Annotated in this window: 14 protein-coding genes; 11 read left to right on the top strand and 3 right to left on the bottom strand. The window is 65.3% G+C overall.

From position 1 onward, the window contains the following. From AC1EJR_RS18505 to msrQ, 5 genes are all read left to right on the top strand, one after another. Window positions 1–2,217: a cytochrome c biogenesis protein ResB gene (locus tag AC1EJR_RS18505; protein WP_477147366.1), complete on the top strand. Its 2,217-nt coding sequence runs from the start codon at window positions 1–3 to the stop codon at window positions 2,215–2,217. Window positions 2,218–2,328: 111 nt separating this feature from the next. Then, window positions 2,329–3,552: a c-type cytochrome biogenesis protein CcsB gene (gene ccsB / locus AC1EJR_RS18500; protein WP_092299380.1), complete on the top strand. Its 1,224-nt coding sequence runs from the start codon at window positions 2,329–2,331 to the stop codon at window positions 3,550–3,552. A gap of 214 nt (window positions 3,553–3,766) precedes the next feature. After that, window positions 3,767–4,195, top strand: a complete 429-nt coding sequence (locus tag AC1EJR_RS18495) for a COG4315 family predicted lipoprotein (RefSeq protein WP_092299503.1) — start codon at window positions 3,767–3,769, stop codon at window positions 4,193–4,195. A gap of 141 nt (window positions 4,196–4,336) precedes the next feature. After that, on the top strand, window positions 4,337–5,347 hold the full coding sequence (msrP, locus tag AC1EJR_RS18490; protein WP_477113531.1) for a protein-methionine-sulfoxide reductase catalytic subunit MsrP: 1,011 nt from the start codon (window positions 4,337–4,339) through the stop codon (window positions 5,345–5,347). A 14-nt stretch (window positions 5,348–5,361) separates the two neighbouring features. Next, window positions 5,362–6,042 (top strand): protein-methionine-sulfoxide reductase heme-binding subunit MsrQ, encoded by a 681-nt coding sequence (msrQ, locus tag AC1EJR_RS18485; RefSeq protein ID WP_477147365.1) that lies wholly within the window; start codon window positions 5,362–5,364, stop codon window positions 6,040–6,042. Window positions 6,043–6,087: 45 nt separating this feature from the next. Here msrQ and lysA read toward each other — a convergent pair whose 3' ends face one another. Both lysA and lptM read right to left on the bottom strand, forming a co-directional pair. Then, on the bottom strand, window positions 6,088–7,347 hold the full coding sequence (gene lysA, locus AC1EJR_RS18480; RefSeq protein ID WP_441593423.1) for a diaminopimelate decarboxylase: 1,260 nt from the start codon (window positions 7,345–7,347) through the stop codon (window positions 6,088–6,090). 31 nt (window positions 7,348–7,378) lie between these two features. Next, window positions 7,379–7,636 carry an LPS translocon maturation chaperone LptM gene (lptM, locus tag AC1EJR_RS18475; RefSeq protein WP_092299371.1) on the bottom strand — a complete coding sequence of 86 codons (258 nt, stop codon included), beginning with the start codon at window positions 7,634–7,636 and terminating at the stop codon, window positions 7,379–7,381. Between the two features lie 168 nt (window positions 7,637–7,804). Between lptM and cyaY the strand changes: the two genes are divergently transcribed. Next, on the top strand, window positions 7,805–8,140 hold the full coding sequence (cyaY, locus tag AC1EJR_RS18470) for an iron donor protein CyaY (protein WP_092299368.1): 336 nt from the start codon (window positions 7,805–7,807) through the stop codon (window positions 8,138–8,140). A 90-nt stretch (window positions 8,141–8,230) separates the two neighbouring features. On the opposite strand, the gene AC1EJR_RS18465 is transcribed toward cyaY, so the two are convergent. Further along, a complete protein-coding gene (locus AC1EJR_RS18465) occupies window positions 8,231–10,609 on the bottom strand; it encodes a penicillin-binding protein 1A (protein WP_092299365.1) in 2,379 nt (792 codons plus the stop codon). 456 nt (window positions 10,610–11,065) lie between these two features. Between AC1EJR_RS18465 and pilM the strand changes: the two genes are divergently transcribed. Genes pilM through AC1EJR_RS18440 form a run of 5 tightly spaced genes read left to right on the top strand, consistent with a single transcriptional unit; the run spans window position 11,066 to window position 16,182 of the window. After that, a complete protein-coding gene (pilM, locus tag AC1EJR_RS18460; protein ID WP_177219987.1) occupies window positions 11,066–12,136 on the top strand; it encodes a type IV pilus assembly protein PilM in 1,071 nt (356 codons plus the stop codon). A gap of 17 nt (window positions 12,137–12,153) precedes the next feature. Further along, window positions 12,154–12,801, top strand: coding sequence for a PilN domain-containing protein (locus tag AC1EJR_RS18455; RefSeq protein ID WP_092299361.1), 648 nt, complete (start codon window positions 12,154–12,156; stop codon window positions 12,799–12,801). Between the two features lie 2 nt (window positions 12,802–12,803). After that, window positions 12,804–13,478 carry a type IV pilus inner membrane component PilO gene (locus tag AC1EJR_RS18450; protein WP_092299358.1) on the top strand — a complete coding sequence of 225 codons (675 nt, stop codon included), beginning with the start codon at window positions 12,804–12,806 and terminating at the stop codon, window positions 13,476–13,478. Between the two features lie 38 nt (window positions 13,479–13,516). Continuing rightward, the gene (locus tag AC1EJR_RS18445; protein ID WP_177219992.1) at window positions 13,517–14,053 is read left to right on the top strand and encodes a pilus assembly protein PilP; all 537 of its coding nucleotides are present in this window, start codon (window positions 13,517–13,519) and stop codon (window positions 14,051–14,053) included. After that, window positions 14,050–16,182: a type IV pilus secretin PilQ gene (locus tag AC1EJR_RS18440; RefSeq protein ID WP_092299355.1), complete on the top strand. Its 2,133-nt coding sequence runs from the start codon at window positions 14,050–14,052 to the stop codon at window positions 16,180–16,182. The genes AC1EJR_RS18445 and AC1EJR_RS18440 overlap by 4 nt, the downstream gene beginning before the upstream one ends. Window positions 16,183–16,298: the final 116 nt, after the last annotated feature.

Below are 16,298 nucleotides of genomic sequence, written 5' to 3'. Positions count from 1 at the left end.
ATGTCCACCCCATCCACTTCAGGGCTGCACCTGAAGACCCCCCACCGTGTGCTGCGCGACGGCGTGGAACTGCTGTCCTCGATGCGCTTCGCCATCACGCTGCTGACGGTGATCGCCATCGCCAGCATCATCGGTACGGTGCTCAAGCAGAACGAGCCGTATCCAAACTACGTCAACCAGTTCGGGCCGTTCTGGGCGGACCTGTTCCACGCGCTGTCGCTCCAGAAGGTCTACAGTTCCTGGTGGTTCCTGCTGATCCTGGCGTTCCTCGTGATTTCCACGTCCCTGTGCATCACCCGCAACGGTCCGCGGATGATTGCCGACATGCGCTCGTGGAAAGACCATGTGCGCGAACGCAGCCTGCGCGCGTTCCACCATCGTGCCGAGTACGAGGCCCCGCGCGGCCGCGAGGAGGCGGTGGGCAGGCTGACCGCGCTGCTGCGCAACCGTGGCTACCGCGTGAAGCCGGTGGCACACGAGGGGGCCACGCTGCTGGCGGCCAAGGCCGGGGCAGCGAACAAGCTCGGCTATATCCTGGCGCACACGTCCATCGTGGTGATCTGCATCGGCGGCCTGCTCGATGGCGACATGCTGATCCGCGCCCAGATGTGGTTCGGCGGCAAGAGCCCAATCGACGGCAACGCCATCATCAGCGAGATTCCGGCCAAGCACCGCCTGTCGGCCAGCAACCCCGGGTTCCGGGGTAATGCCTTCGTGCCCGAGGGCGCCACGGTGTCCACGGCCATCCTGAACATTGCCGATGGCGCGCTGGTCCAGGACTTGCCGTTCACGATCACGCTCAAGAAATTTTCGGTGGATTACTACACCACGGGCATGCCGAAGCTGTTCGCCTCGGATGTGGTGGTGACGGACCGCGCCACGGGCAAGCAGACCGAGGCAACGATCAAKGTCAATGAGCCGCTGATCGTCGATGGCGTGGCAATTTACCAGTCGAGCTTCGAGGATGGCGGCTCCAAGCTCAAGTTCGTGGGCTATCCGATGTCGGGCGCGGCGCACCGCACCTTCGCGCTGGCTGGCACGGTCGGCGGCAACGCCAAGCTGGCTGGCACCGGTACCGGGGCGGATCAGGAGGATCTGACCGTCGAATTCAGTGATTTTCGACTGATGAATATCGAGAACGTCACCGATGCCTCGGGCAAGCCCGACGCTCGGGGCGTGGCGCGCAAGTCGCTGAACCAGACGCTCGAGCAGCACCTGGGCGCGGCGGCCAGCACGGACAAGGAGAAGACGCTGCGCAACGTCGGCCCGTCGGTGCAATACAAGCTGCGCGACCGCACCGGCCAGGCGCGCGAATACAACAACTACATGGTGCCGGTGCAGCTGGAGGGCCAGTCGGTGTTCCTGGCCGGCATGCGGGAGTCGCCGAGCGAGGCGTTCCGCTACCTGCGCATTCCGGCCGACGACCAGAACGGCGTGGGCGACTGGATGCGCCTGCGCGCGGCGCTGCAGGACAGCGCGATGCGTGGCGAAGCCGCGCGCCGCTTTGCGGCCATCTCGATGCCTGGCGCCGATAAGGACACGCTGCGCAAGCAACTCGCCGAGAGCGCCCAGCGCGCGATGGACCTGTTCGCCGGCGCCACGCGCAGCGCGCCCGATGCGCCGCCGGGCGGCTTCACCGCCATCGCCGCGTTCCTCGAAAAGTCCGTGCCGCCCGCCGAGCAACAGAAGGCGGCCGATGTGCTGCTGAGGATTCTCAATGGCTCGATGTGGGAATTGTGGCAACTGTCGCGTGAGCGCGACGACCTGCCGGCCATCGCGAACGACGCGAAAAGCGGCGCTTTCCTGCAGCAGGCCATCAACACGCTGTCGKACAGTTTCTTCTACGGCGCGCCGGTTTTCCTGCAGCTCGATGACTTCCAGCAGATCAAGGCCAGCGTGTTCCAGATGACGCGTGCGCCGGGCAAAAACATCGTGTATCTTGGCTGTTTGCTGCTCGTTCTTGGCGTTTTTTMGATGTTCTACATCCGCGAGCGGCGCGTGTGGATCTGGATCAAGGACAGTGCCGCGCAGGGGCCGGACAATGCGGCGCAGCAGGCCGGCAGCCATGTGCTGATGGCCATGTCGACGCAGCGCCGGACGATGGATTTCGAGAAGGAGTTCACGGCACTGCGCGACGATATCGGACGCGCAGCCGGCGCGGGGCCATCGCCGGGGACGCACCCGTCGCACCCCTCAGCCGATTCGTCGGCACATTGATGCGCACCGATCACCGGGATTCACGGCATCAATGCCCGGTGATATGCGGGTGCGATCGATATAGTACATATGCATAACTCCCAAAAGCGCAGGAAATAGAGCAGGAATGTCATGTCGTCCAATGTCAACCACGCCAACCCGGGCCTGAACCCGTCGCGCGCCAACGCTTCCAATGCCGCCAACGCCTCGATGGCGGATGCATCGGAGGCCTACCTCGAACCCTCGTTCCTGCGCCGGCTGGGCTGGCTCGACTGGGCCTTCGCGCTGTTGCTGGTGGTGGGCGCCGGGTTTGCGCTCACGCGCTACGGCGCCTGGATGAATGTCTACGACAAGGCCGTGCTGGTGGCCGCCGTGCCCACCTTCGCGCTGCTGGGCTGGCACTGGAAGGCGGTGCGGCCGCTGATGGTCGGCATGGCCGTGCTGGCGCTGTTCGCGATCCAGCTCTACCAGGGCGACCTCGCTCGCGCTGAGCAGGCCTTCTTCCTCAAGTACTTCCTGTCGAGCCAGTCGGCCATCCTGTGGATGAGCGCGCTGGTCTACCTGTCCACGCTGTTCTACTGGGTTGGTTTCCTCGCGCGGTCCGATACCGGCTCGAGTATTGGCAGCAAGCTGCTGTGGGCGGCCGTGGTGCTCGGCTTCACGGGCCTGCTGGTGCGCTGGTACGAGTCGTACCTGATCGGCGCGGACATCGGCCATATTCCCATCTCKAACCTGTATGAAGTCTTCGTCCTGTTCACGCTGATCACCTCGCTGTTCTACCTCTATTACGAACGCCGCTACGCCACGCGCGCGATGGGGCCGTTCGTGCTGCTGGTGGTGTCGGCGGCGGTGGGTTTCCTGCTCTGGTACACGGTCACCCGCAACGCGCAGGAGATCCAGCCGCTGGTGCCGGCGCTGCAAAGCTGGTGGATGAAGATCCACGTACCGGCGAACTTCATCGGCTACGGCACGTTCGCGCTGGCGGCGATGGTGTCGGTGGCGTACCTGCTCAAGGAGCGCGGGATCCTGGCTGAACGGCTGCCGTCGCTGGAGCTGCTCGACGACGTCATGTACAAGGCCATCGCGGTCGGCTTCGCGTTCTTCACCATCGCCACCATCCTGGGCGCGCTCTGGGCCGCAGAGGCCTGGGGCGGGTATTGGAGCTGGGATCCGAAGGAAACCTGGGCGCTGATCGTCTGGCTCAACTACGCAGCGTGGCTGCACATGCGTCTGATGAAGGGCCTGCGCGGCACGATGGCGGCGTGGTGGGCGCTGGTCGGCCTGCTGGTCACGACGTTCGCGTTCCTGGGTGTCAACATGTTCCTGTCGGGGCTGCATAGCTACGGCGAACTCTGACGCTGAGGTCTCCCGCTTGATCGACGAAGGCCCGCTTTGCTCAAGCGGGCCTTTTTCTTTGTGGCTACCCGGTAGAAAGTGCTGCATTGGGCTTTTATTGACGCCTGCACCACATTTTTTTAACTTTTCGGGAATAAACGGATCACATCAGGTGTTTACTGAGGAAGTACGGCGTCGACTGGCGGCGCCGCCCTGGAGAAAAGGAGACCCAATGATGACCACTCATCGTCACACCGCTGCATCGCTGCTGCGTCCCGCCCTGCTGGCCGTGGCTTCCGCGTCCGTCGTGCTGCTGGGCGCGTGTTCCAGCATGGGCATGGGCGGCGGCAACATGCCTCCGACCGTCAAGGTGACGAACGGCGCGCTGACCGATCCGCAGGGCCTGACGCTGTACACGTTCGACCGCGACCCGGCGAATGGCGGCAAGAGTGTCTGTAACGCCACTTGCGCGACCAACTGGCCGCCACTGCTGGCGGAACCGGGCACCAGCGGCACGGGCAGCTACACCATCATCACGCGTGACGACGGCACCCGCCAGTGGGCCTACAAGGGTATGCCGCTGTATCGCTTCGCCAAGGATGCCAAGGCTGGCGACCGCGCCGGCGACAACCTCAATAACGTCTGGCACGTCGCCAAGCCCTGACCGTCTGCGCATTGCTCCCCGGGCCACGTCCGGGGAGATGTCGGACGGCAAACGGCGGGGAAATAGTTGTCAGGTTTCCCCGCACCATCCKACCAAGCCCCATGTCCAACAGAACATGCGGCCATCAGGAACGCTCCCATCATGTTGATCCCTTCCCCCAAATGGCTTCGTGGTGACGATATCGCCACGTCCGAAATCACCCCGCGCCATATTTTCGAGTCGCGCCGCCGCCTGCTCGCGATGGCCGCCGCCGGCGCCGCGGGCAGTGTGCTGACGCCGTGGTTCGCCCGTGAGGCGTTTGCACAGGGCAACCCGGGCAAGGGCCAGCGCCTGGCGGCCACGCCGAACAACACCTACGTGATCACCGAGAAGCGCACGCCTTACGAGGACGTGACCACGTATAACAATTTCTACGAGTTCGGCACGGACAAGTCGGACCCGGCCCGCAACGCCGGCACGCTGCGGCCCCGGCCGTGGCAGGTGTCGGTGGAAGGACTGGTCAAGCAGCCGAAGGTCTACGACATCGACGAACTCGTGAAGCTCGCCCCGCAGGAGGAGCGCGTCTACAGGTTGCGCTGCGTGGAGGGCTGGTCGATGGTGATTCCGTGGATCGGCTACCCGCTCGCCGAGCTGATCCGCCGCGTGGAACCGCTCCCCGGCGCGAAGTTCGTCCAGTTCATCTCGCTGGCCGACAAGAAGCAGATGCCTGGCATCAGCAGTTCCGTGCTCGACTGGCCGTATAGCGAAGGGCTGCGCATGGATGAGGCGATGCACCCGCTGGCGTTGCTCACCTTCGGCCTGTACGGCGAGGTGCTGCCGAACCAGAACGGCGCGCCGGTGCGCATGGTGCTGCCGTGGAAGTACGGGTTCAAGAGCGCCAAGTCGATCGTCAAGATCCGCTTCCTGGACAAGCAGCCGCCGACCAGCTGGAACCTGGCCGCTTCGAATGAATATGGCTTTTATTCGAATGTGAATCCAGACGTCGATCACCCGCGCTGGAGCCAGGCTACCGAGCGGCGCATCGGCGAAGAGAAGGGCGGCGGCGGTTTCTCCGCGCTGTTCGCGCCCAAGCGCAAGACGCTGCCGTTCAACGGCTACGGCGCGCAGGTGGCGTCGCTGTATCAGGGCATGGATCTGAAGAAGAACTTCTGATGGCGGAGCCGGACATGATCGMGAATCAAGCCACGGCGCCGCGTGCGTCGGCCGCCGCTGCGCCCGCCCCGCGCGCCGGCGGGCTGGCGACGCTGTCGCCGTCGGGCGTGCGCGCCGTCAAGGTACTGGTGTGGATCCTGGCGCTGCTGCCGTTCGCCCGATTGCTCTATCTCGGCGCCACGGCGCAGTTCGGCGCCAATCCGCTTGAATTCGTCACGCGATCCACCGGAACCTGGACGCTGGTCATGCTCTGCGTCACGCTGGCCATCACGCCGCTGCGCCGCTTCACGGGGTGGAACTGGCTGATCAAGCTGCGGCGCATGCTCGGGTTGTTTGCGTTCTTCTACGCCGTGCAGCACTTCCTGTTGTGGCTGGGCGTGGACCGCGGGTTCGACGTCGCGTACATGATCAAGGACATCGCAAAACGTCCATTTATCACGGTGGGGTTTGCTGCGTTCGTGCTGTTGGTGCCGTTGGCGGCTACGTCGACCAATGGCATGGTCAAGCGGCTGGGCGGCAAGCGGTGGCAGGCGCTGCACAAAGCGATCTATGCGATCGCCGTGCTCGGCATCCTGCATTTCTGGTGGCACAAGGCGGGCAAGAACGACTTCAGCGAAGTGTCGATCTACGCCGCCGTGGTGTTCGTGCTGCTGGGCCTGCGGATGTGGTGGTGGGCGCGCAAGCGCGCCGCGTAGCGAGGATGGCGCGCCCCCCGCCGTGCGGAGAGGGGCGCCGCTGGGTCAGCCCTTKAGCAGGTGCTCGCCCTTGAACAGGTCGGCCGGCAGTTCGCGCTCGCGCACCAGGTGCACGGTGTCGCCATCGACCATCACCTCGGCGGCGCGGCCGCGGGTGTTGTAGTTGGAACTCATCACGAAACCATAAGCGCCGGCGGACATCACCGCCAGCAGGTCGCCCGGCTGCACGGCCAGCGCGCGGTCGCGGCCGAGCCAGTCGCCCGATTCGCACACCGGGCCCACTACGTCATAGGTCACGGGCGCGTCGGCGCGCGGCGCCACGGGCTCGATCCGGTGGTAGGCCTCGTACATCGCCGGGCGCGCCAGATCGTTCATCGCCGCATCGACGATGCAGAAGTTCTTGGCCGCGCCGGGCTTCAGGAATTCCACCTGCGTCAGCAGCGCGCCGGCGTTGCCTACCAGCGAGCGGCCCGGCTCGAACAGCACCTCGCGGTGGCCATGGCCACGTGCTGCTACGCGGTCCAGCAGGGTGGTGGCGAAGCCGGTGATGTCGGGCGGGGTTTCATCGGCATAGGTGATGCCCAGGCCGCCGCCCACGTCGATGTGGTCCAGACGGATACCTTCGCGCTCAAGCGCTTCCACCACGTCGAGCACCTTGTCGAGCGCCTCCAGATAGGGCGCCACTTCCGTGATCTGCGAGCCGATATGGCAGTCGATGCCGACCACTTCGAGGTGCGGCAGCGCGGCGGCGGCACGGTAGGTCGGCAGTACGTCCTCGAACGCCACGCCGAACTTGTTGCCCTTGAGACCGGTTGAGATATAGGGATGCGTCTTGGCATCCACGTCCGGATTGATCCGCAGCGACACGCGCGCGCGCTTGCCCAGCCGGCCGGCCACGGCGTTCAGCCGGTCCAGTTCGGGGATCGATTCGACGTTGAAGCCGCGTACGTCGTGCTCCAGCGCCAGCGCCATGTCGGCCTCGCTCTTGGCCACGCCCGAGAACACCACCTTGCGCGGATCGCCGCCGGCGGCCAGCACGCGGAGCAGTTCGCCACCGGACACAATGTCGAAACCGGCGCCCAGCTGGGCGAACACCTGCAGCACGGCCAGGTTCGAATTCGCCTTCACGGCGAACTGCACATGCGCGTTGCGGCCCTTGCAGGCGGCGGCGTAGGCCTGGTAGGCCGTGGTCAGCGCGGCGCGCGAGTAGACGTAGGTCGGCGTGCCGAACTCGGCCGCGATACGGGCCAGCGGCACTTGTTCGACGGCCAGGGCGCCGTCGCGGCGGGTAAAGAAATCAGTCATGTTCTGCGTGCGGAGGGGCGAGGCGCCCAGGTTACTTCGTCGAATTCGTGTTCGTGGCCGGCTCGGCAGGAACCGGCGCGCTGGTGGCGGGTTCGCCCATCGGCCGTGCCGGTGCCACCGCGCCCGCCTGGCCCAGGCCCGGATCGGGCACCGTGGGCGGGGTCGGGGCGGGCGGTACCCGGGGCATGGTCAGCGGGCCGCGAACGCCGCATCCGGTCAGGGTCATCGCGAGTACGGCGGCAAACGCCGATACAATCGCACCACGACGCAGCTTCGGGGAGTCCTTCATTGTCTGAATGCCTTGGATGGCTTGGGGTGACTTTCTGGATGGCTGGCGAAACGGCCCGGAATCCGCAGGAATCCGCGGCAAGTCCCGACAATTTTCCATTTTTCCGCCAGCCGGATCGCGACCCGGGACGTCTGTCCGGGCGCGCTGCCGGCGGCCTTGGAGTGTAGCATGCCCCCCCTCACCGAAAGCGAGTTCCTGGTACTGGCCGGCAAGGCCCTGGACCGGCTGGAAGCCGACATCGAAACCGCCGCCGACGCGGCCGACGCCGATGTCGAGATCAACCGCACCGGCAATGTCATGGAGCTGGAATTCGAGGATGGCTCGAAGATCATCGTCAATAGCCAGGCGCCGATGCAGGAGCTGTGGGTGGCAGCGAAGGCCGGCGGTTTCCACTTCCGCCACGACGGCGCCAAGTGGATGGATACGCGCAGCGGCGCCGAACTGTACGCGGCGCTCTCCACCTATATGAGCCAGCAAGCGGGCGTCACGCTGACGCTCGGCTAAGGCAGCGCCGGCCCCAGCCAACAAAAAACCGGCCGAGTGGGCCGGTTTTTTGTTGGGGCGAAAATTACCGTCCGGATGCCGATCAGGCGTTCAAGCGCCGCCGAACATCTCCAGGATCTTGCGCTTCTCGGCTTCCGTATCCTGCGCCGGACGCGCGCTCTCGTCGGGTTTGCCGGGCCACGGATCGCCCAGTCCCACCGATGCCACGCCGGCACCCGCCGCGTTCTCCTCGAGCGTCCAGTCGCCGGCCACCATCACCACGCCTTCCGGCGCCTGCCGGTCGGGGCTCTCGGGCACGCCCTTGAGCGCCTTGCTCATATAGCTGACCCAGATCGGCAGCGCCAGGCCGCCACCGGTTTCGCGCACGCCCAGGCTCTTGGGCTGGTCGTAGCCCATCCACGCAATCGCCACGAGCTTCGGCGTGTAGCCGGCGAACCAGGCATCCACGGCATCGTTCGTGGTACCGGTCTTGCCGGCCAGGTCGTTGCGGCCCAGGCGCTGCTTGGCCGGGTTGGCCGTGCCGCTACGTACCACCTCGCGCAGCATGCTGTCGGCGATGAACGCGGTACGCGCATCCAGCACGCGCACGGCGTCCTGGCCAGCCTTCTGCGGACGGGTCTCGGAGATCACGTTGCCGCGCGAATCCACCACGCGCTGGATCAGGTACGGATTGACGCGATAGCCGCCGTTGGCGAACACCGAGTAGGCGCCGGCCATCTGGAGCGGCGTCACCGCGCCGGAGCCCAGCGCCATCGGCAGGTAGGCCGGGTGCTTGTCGGCCTCGAAGCCGAACCGCGTGATGTAGTCCTGCGCGTACTGCGTGCCGATCGCGCGAAGAATTCGTACGGATACGAGGTTCTTCGACTTGGCCAGCGCGCGGCGCATCGTCATCGGGCCTTCGAACTTGCCGTCGTAGTTCTTCGGCTCCCAGACCTGGCCGCCGGTGTCGGGGCCGATCGTCAGCGGGGCATCGTTGATCACCGTGGCGGGCGAGAAGCCCTTCTCCAGCGCGGCCGTGTAGATGAATGGCTTGAAGCTCGAGCCCGGCTGGCGCCACGCCTGCGTCACGTGGTTGAACTTGTTGCGGTTGAAGTCGAAGCCGCCGACCATCGCCCGGATCTCGCCATCTTCAGGATTCAACGAGACGAAGGCGGCCGCCACCTCAGGCAGCTGGGTGACGGACCACGTGTTGTCCTTGGCGTCCTGCGTGACGCGGATGATCGCGCCGGGGCGGATCTTGACCTTGGGCTGGGCATTGGCCGACAGCGACGGTGCGATGAACCGCAGCGCCGTGCCTTCGATCGTCGCCACCTCGCCCGAGAGCAGCGTGGCGCGTACCTGCTTCGGCGTCACGCTGGTGACCACGGCCGAGCGCAGGTCGTCGCTGCCCGGGTGCTCCACCAGGGCGTCGTCGATGGCCTGCTCGCGTTCGGACGGATTCGACGGCAGGTCGACGAACGCCTCCGGGCCGCGATAGCCGTGCTTGCGCTCGTAGGTCATGATGCCGCCGCGCACCGCGTCGTACGCGGCGTCCTGGTCGGCCTTGTTCAGCGTMGTGTAGACGTTGAGGCCGCGCGTATAGGTTTCCTCGCGATATTGTGCGTACATGAGCTGGCGCACGATTTCCGCGACGTATTCGGCATGGGTGGAGAACTCGTTACCCTCGCCGCGCACCTTCAGCTCCTCGCGCACGGCCTGGTCGTACTGCGCCGGCGTGATGTAGCCGAGGTCGCGCATGCGCTGGAGGATGTATTCCTGGCGCACCTTGGCGCGGCGCGGGTTCACCACGGGGTTGTAGGCCGACGGCGCCTTCGGCAGGCCAGCCAGCATGGCGGCCTCGGCCGGCGTCACGTCCTTGATCGACTTGCCGAAGTAGACCCGCGCGGCGCTGGCGAAGCCGTAGGCGCGCTGCCCCAGGTAGATCTGGTTCATGTACAGCTCGAGGATCTGGTCCTTGGTCAGGTTCGCCTCGATCTTGTACGCCAGCAGCATCTCGTAGATCTTGCGCGTGTAGGTCTTCTCGCTCGAGAGGAAGAAGTTGCGCGCCACCTGCATGGTGATGGTGGAGGCGCCCTGCGACAGCCCGCCACGCAGGTTGGCCAGCCCGGCGCGCAGCACGCCCACGAAGTCGACGCCGCCGTGCTCGTAGAAACGGTCGTCCTCGATCGCGAGCACGGCCTTCTTCATGACGTCCGGGATCTCGGTGATCGGCACGAAGTTGCGGCGCTCCTCGCCGAACTCGCCGATCAGCACGTTGTCCGCCGTGTAGATCCGCAGCGGGATCTTCGGCCGGTAGTCGGTGATGGTGTCCAGCGATGGCAGGTTGGGCGCGGCCACGACCAGCGCGTAGCCCACCAGCAGCGCCACGGCGACCAGCCCGGCGACAAGCAGTCCAATCAGCCCGAACATGATCCGCGCCCAGAGCGGACGGCGGACGGGAAGGGACGGCTTCTGTTGTGCTGTGGCCATAAGGGTTTACCTAATCAGAGTGCCCGGATTATATCGTCGGGGATGGGGCGTCCCAGGTGCGCCGTGCCGCAAAAGGCGCTATCGCCCTGTTACAAGATGTAATCCTGTTGAGATCAGGTTGTCACGGCGCGCAGGTCTTCGGCGCAGGGCGGGTTGGCGGGTGTCGCGAAGGCGTGTTGGCCGGGAGACCGGATCGAGGGTGACCGATGCGGTGGCGCGACGCTCTGTAACGGGCTTGAGGTGGACCGTGGGATTTTGGCAACGCTTTCGCGCGGCCCGTCTGAAAAAGAAAGCGTGGTCAGATCGGCACATTGCGCGCGCCTCTGCTTTTTGTGAGAATCCACGAACATAAAAGAGCAAACGTTTCATCCAAGAAACTAATCTGGCTCGCCCCATTAGAGCAGTCATGCCGTGGGCGAGTTCAAATGTCAGGGGGTCACCTTGCGACGGGGCATCTTGTCGGGTCTTCTGCGCCGGACTACGGTCGGCGTAGATATCGGGTCGTCCAGCGTCAAGGTCGTGGAGCTGTCCGTTGGGGCGGGCAAACACGACTTCAGGCTGGAAAAATGCGCCAGCGAACTGCTGGACCGCAACGCCGTTGCCGATGGCAACGTCGTCAACATCGAGGCCGTGGGCATCGCGCTGAAGCGAGCCCTTGGCAAGGCCGGTATTCGTACCAAGGACGTTGTCCTTGGCGTGCCGTCCATGCTGACGGAATCTCAGACTGTCAGTCTTCCGGACAACCTGTCCGAGGACGAACTCTATTCGCAGGTCGAATCGGAGGCGCACCGCCTCTATCCGCCTTCCCAGGCGGTGAATTTCGACTTCGCGGTGATTGGCCCCAACGAGACCGAAGGCGGGATTGGCGTGCGCGTGACGGCCGCCAACAGCGATCGCGTGCAGGAGCGGGTGACGGCGGCCGAAATGGCTGGCCTGAAGCCGCAGGTGATGGATGTCGAGGAGTACGCCGTGCAGCGCTCGGTCGTACAGATGCTCGGCGTGCCGTCCTCCCTGACCGAGACCGATGCCAAGGATCTCCCCGTGGTCGCCGTCATCCACCTCGGTGGCAGTCGCTCCAAGGCGATCTTCTACCAGGGCTGGAAGGAACTCTACGAACAGCCACTGAACAGCTACGGCGACCAGCTCACGCAGAGCGCCGCGCGCATGTTCACGCTGGATGCCCTCAAGGCCGAGATCAAGAAGCGCAAGAACACGCTGCCTGAAGCGTGGCGCGCGCAATTGCTCAAGCCGTCGCTGGAAGCCCTGGCGATGGAAGTGCAGGGCGCCATCGGCAACTTCGTAGCCAGTTCCAGCCTGGGCCGGGTCGACGAGATCCTGCTCTCGGGCGGACATGCCTCGCTGCTGGGGGTGCAGGCCGCCATCCAGCAGCAGACGCAGATCACTACCACGCTGGCCAATCCTTTCGCCAACATGATGACCGCAGGCAACGTCAACGAGCGCTATCTCCAGCGCGACTTGCCGGCCTACATCGTCAGTGCGGGACTGGCATTGCGCGGGCTGCAATAACCCACGGGGGGAGAAGCATGTCCACGACGACGAACACCATCCCGTCGGTCAACCTGCTGCCGTATCACGAGGCCCGCAAGGCCGCGCGGCGCAAGAAGGTCTATTCGCTCCTGGGCGGCGCGGCAGCCGCCGGGGCGGTMATCGTGCTGATCGGCGGGTTCTATATCGACTCGCAGATCGAGGCCGTGACGGCGCGCAACGCCGTGCTGCAGCAGGCCAACACGCAGATGGATGGCCAGATCCGCGAGGTCAACACGCTCAAGAAGGATATCGAGGCCCTGCTGGACCGCCAGCGCGCCATCGAGAGCCTGCAGGCGGAGCGCAACCTGCCTGTGCAGCTGCTCGAAGAGCTGGTGCGCCAGGTGCCGGAAGGCGTCTACCTGACCAGCCTGAAGCAGACCGGCGACAGCTTTGTCATGGCTGGCGTGGCGCAGTCCAACGAACGCGTGTCCGAACTGCTGCGCAATATCGACCAGGTGACGTGGCTCGACCGCGCCGAACTGGTGGAATCGAAGGCCGTGACGATGACCAACAACCTGCGCGAGCAGCGCCGGCTGTTTGATTTCTCGATGCGGTTCTCCTATCGCGCGCCGGAAGTGCCTGGCGACAAGAAGAAGGGCGCCGCCTCCGATGCCGCGGCCAAACCTGCAGCGGGGAAGGTCTGATCATGGCACTCAATTCGGATATTTCCCTCAATGACCTGACCGCGCAGTTCCGCGGCCTGAACCTGAACGAGCCCGAGACCTGGCCGGCCGCGCCGCGCCTGCTGTTCTCGGCGCTGGCCGCCGTGATCGTGCTGGTGGTCGGCTGGCAGTTCTACTGGAGCGACAAGAACACCGAACTCGAACGCAAGCATGCGGAGCACGAGACGCTGAAGCAGTCGTTCAAGACCAAGGTGGCGCAGGTGGCCAATCTGGACGCGCTGCGCGCCCAGAAGACGGAGGTGGAAAAGCGCGTGGCGCTGGCCGAGCGCCAGTTGCCGAACAGCACCGAGATGGATGCGCTGCTGGCCGACGTGAACCACGCCGGCGTGGCGCGCGGCCTCCAGTTCGAGCTGTTCAAGCCGCAGGCCGCCGTGGTCAAGTCGTATTTCGCCGAAATTCCGGTGAACCTGAAGGTCACCGGCCGCTACCACGACGTCGCGCTGTTCAACGCGGACGTGGCGGCGCTCTCCCGGATCGTTTCGATGCGCAACCTGAACATGGCGGTGGCCAAGGACGGCACGTTGTCGATGGAAGCGCAGGCCATGGCCTACCGCGCCCTGGATCCGGACGAGCAGGCGGCCCAACGCCGCGCCGCCGCGGACGCTGCCGCCAAGAAGGCCAAGGGAGGTGCCAAGTGAGCCGGTTGACACATCGCCCCCCGCATCGCATTGCCATGATGTCACGCACGTCCCGCACGCCGCGCCGGCTGGCAGCCGCCGCTGTTGCGATGCTGGCCGCCACCACGCTGACCGCCTGCGGCGCCAGCGAGGACGAAGGGCTGCAGCAGTGGATGAGCCAGACGCGCGCCGCCAAGGCGCCGCCGCCGGAGCCGCTGCCCGAGGTCAAGCCGTACGTGCCGCGCGAATACGGCGGCCGCACGTCGCCGGAACCGTTCGCGCAGACCAAGATTGGTGAGCTGAACAAGACGATGTCTGAGTCGCCGGAGGCCGGACGGCGACGCGAGCCGCTTGAGGAATTCCCGCTGGAAAACTTCAAGATGCTCGGCATGCTGAAAAAAAACGGCGAGACCTACGGTGTCGTACGCGTAGATAACAAGATCCACCACGTCAAAGTGGGTCAGTATCTCGGCCAGAGTTATGGCCGGGTGGTCCGCATCAACGATCAAGAGATCGTGTTGCGCGAATTGGTTCGGGAAGGGGTCTCAGATTGGAAAGAGAAAATGACCAGCCTGAAGCTGGAGGCATCCGCATGATCACGGCACGATGGTACCGGGCGCTTGCGGGCGCAGCAGCGATGGCATTGGTGCTGGCCTCTCCGGCCGCACACGCTCAGACTAACCAGCTCAAGCAGGTGGAAGCCAACGTCGTTGGCGAGCAGACCGTGTTCACGGTCGACCTGCAAGGGCCGCTCACGCAGAAGCCTGCGGACTTCACCACGCAGAATCCGGCGAAGATCGCGATCGACTTCTTCGACACGGGCTTCCCTGCCGGCCGTGCGCAGTACGAGTACGCCGGCAAGGTGCTCAAGAGCGCCAATGTGATGCAGATCGGCGACCGCACCCGCGTGGTGCTGAACCTGAGCCGCTCGGCCACGTATCGCACGGAAGTGCGCGGCAACCAGTTCGTGGTGTTGCTGGACAACGTGGCGCAGACCAGCACGACGTCGGCACCGACGTTCGCGGCCAGCCCGGCGCCGGCACAGGCGGCCAACCGCCCGGCGCTGCGCAATATCGACTTCCGGCGCGGCACCGACGGTGCAGGGCGGGTGGTCGTGGACCTGTCCTCGCGCGACTCGGGCATCAATATCCAGCAACAGGGCCAGAACCTGGTGGTGGACTTCATGGGCACCGCGCTGCCGCAGGACCTGCGCCGCCGCTTCGACGTGACGGACTTCGGCACTCCGGTACAGGGCATGCGCGCCAGCGACGCCAACGGCAACGCCCGTCTGACCATCGAGCCGCGCGGTAACTGGGAGTACAGCTCGTACCAGACCGACAACCAGTTCGTGGTGGAAGTGCGTCCGGTCAAGGATGATCCGAACAAGCTGATCGCCGGCCAGGGTTACCGGGGCGAGCGCCTGTCGCTGAACTTCCAGAACATCGACATCCGCTCGCTGCTCCAGGTGTTCGCCGACTTCACGAACCTGAACATCATCACGAGCGACACGGTGCAGGGCAACCTGACGCTGCGTCTCAAGGATGTGCCGTGGGACCAGGCGCTCCAGATCGTGATGGATTCGAAGGGTCTGGCCTCCCGCCGCAACGGCAACGTGCTGTGGGTGGCACCCAAGGCGGAACTGGCGACCAAGGAGAAGCTGGAACTCGAGGCGGCGCAGCAGATCACCGAGCTCGAGCCGATCCGCAGCCAGGTCTACCAGCTCAACTACCAGCGGGCGGACGATGTGCGCCGCATGCTGCTGGGCCAGAGCACCGGCGGTTCGGGTGCCAGCTCGGGCGGCGTGGCCGCGGGCGGCGCGGCCGGCACGATGGGCGCGACGCGCATGCTGTCCAAGCGCGGCTCGCTGACGGCTGACCCGCGTACCAACCAGCTGTTCGTGTCGGACGTGGCGAGCAAGCTCGAGGAAGTGCAGAACTTCCTGACGAAGATCGACATCCCGGTGCGTCAGGTGATCATTGAGGCACGTATCGTCGAGGCCAGCGACACCTTCAGCCGGAACCTCGGCGTGAAGCTGGGCTTTGCCTCGCAGCGGTCGGGCGCTGGCTACGGCAACTCGTACACCAACGTGGTGAGCCCGATCACGCAGGACGCCACGTGGGATAACGGCCCGGCCCTGAGCCTGCCGGCCGCCGCGATCAACGGCACGAACCCGGCATCGGTGGCGTTCAGCATCTTCAACGCCGGTGCGGGCCGCTTCCTGGCGCTCGAACTGTCGGCGCTGGAAGCCGACGGCAAGGGCAAGATCATCTCCAGCCCGCGCGTGGTCACTGCCAACAACATCAAGGCGCTGATCGAGCAGGGCACGGAGTTGCCGTACCAATCCGCCACGTCGAGCGGTGCCACCTCGGTGCAGTTCCGCAAGGCCAACCTGAAGCTCGAGGTCACGCCGCAGATCACGCCGGAAGGCAACGTGCTGCTGGATGTGGACGTGAACAAGGACAGCGTGGGTATCCAGACCACCAACGGCTTCGCCATCGACACCAAGCACGTGCAGACGCAGGTGCTGGTGGAGAACGGCGGCACCGTGGTGATTGGCGGTATCTACAGCCAGGAAGAGAGCAACAACTACAACAAGGTGCCGTTCCTGGGCGATATCCCGGTGATCGGCTACCTGTTCAAGAACAACGCCAAGGTCAACAACCGCACCGAGCTGCTGGTGTTCCTGACGCCGCGTATCCTGAACGACAACGTGTCGCTGAAATAACCGCGCCGGGTGCAGTACCGGGCCCGGATGCAGTAGACTGAGAGGCCGCGTCGCTTGCCGACGCGGCCTTTTTTCATTGGCGGCGTCGTCAGGCAGCCAGGCCGGAAGCGCGCGAT

It is taken from the genome of Cupriavidus sp. 05T42 (genome assembly GCF_056396345.1).
Note: the sequence above shows the minus strand (reverse complement) of the source record. Positions and strands in the feature narration are given on the sequence as shown.

Excerpts from the sequence above, each read along its gene's own strand:
- msrP (WP_477113531.1), top strand. The coding sequence starts at position 4,337 with ATGTTGATCCCTTCCCCCAAATGGCTTCGTGGTGACGATATCGCCACG.
- AC1EJR_RS18445 (WP_177219992.1), top strand. The coding sequence starts at position 13,517 with ATGTCACGCACGTCCCGCACGCCGCGCCGGCTGGCAGCCGCCGCTGTT.
- AC1EJR_RS18495 (WP_092299503.1), top strand. The coding sequence starts at position 3,767 with ATGACCACTCATCGTCACACCGCTGCATCGCTGCTGCGTCCCGCCCTG.
- AC1EJR_RS18440 (WP_092299355.1), top strand. The coding sequence starts at position 14,050 with ATGATCACGGCACGATGGTACCGGGCGCTTGCGGGCGCAGCAGCGATG.
- cyaY (WP_092299368.1), top strand. The coding sequence starts at position 7,805 with ATGCCCCCCCTCACCGAAAGCGAGTTCCTGGTACTGGCCGGCAAGGCC.
- AC1EJR_RS18450 (WP_092299358.1), top strand. The coding sequence starts at position 12,804 with ATGGCACTCAATTCGGATATTTCCCTCAATGACCTGACCGCGCAGTTC.
- lptM (WP_092299371.1), bottom strand. The coding sequence starts at position 7,636 with ATGAAGGACTCCCCGAAGCTGCGTCGTGGTGCGATTGTATCGGCGTTT.